We start from the raw sequence: 472 nt of genomic DNA, 5'->3' as shown, positions 1-472 counted from the left end.
ACTACTACACGGGGATCATCTTCGAGGTGACGGCCCCCGGTATGCCCGGGTCCATCGCCTCCGGAGGCCGGTACGACACGCTTATCAGCCGACTCGGCGGCAAGGACGCGTCCGCATGCGGCGGCTCCCTCGGTATCGAGCGCATCCTGCCGCTGCTCCAGCAGGCCGAGTCGGACAGCTACGCGCAGGTGGATGTCGCGGTCACCGTCATGGACCAGGACTTTTCCTCCGAGACCTTCCGGCTGGCGGCTGAGATCCGCCGCTCCGGCGTTCGCACAGGTGTCTACCTCGGTACGAGTGGGAAGTTCGCCAAGCAGATGAAGTGGGCTAATGAGCAAGGGGCGCGCTTCTGCGTGATCTACGGCGCAGCAGAACGCGACGCCGGAACGGTCACGCTGCGCGACATGGCCACCGGCGACCAGGACCAAGTCCCGTTCGACCAGGCCCCTGAAGAACTCGCAAGGCGGTGCGC

At 66.1% G+C, this 472-nt stretch carries 1 protein-coding gene; it reads left to right on the top strand.

The genetic code is table 11. The features are described 5' to 3' along the window. Positions 1-26: 26 nt before the first annotated feature. The coding region (locus tag J0695_RS41535) for a His/Gly/Thr/Pro-type tRNA ligase C-terminal domain-containing protein (RefSeq protein ID WP_307798911.1) at positions 27-472 on the top strand (446 nt) is incomplete at its 3' end.

The sequence above is a fragment of the Streptomyces beijiangensis genome (assembly GCF_017315755.1).
Classification (GTDB): domain Bacteria; phylum Actinomycetota; class Actinomycetes; order Streptomycetales; family Streptomycetaceae; genus Streptomyces; species Streptomyces beijiangensis.
The sequence above is the reverse complement of the archived record's forward strand: the minus strand, read 5'-3'. Positions and strand labels throughout refer to the sequence as shown.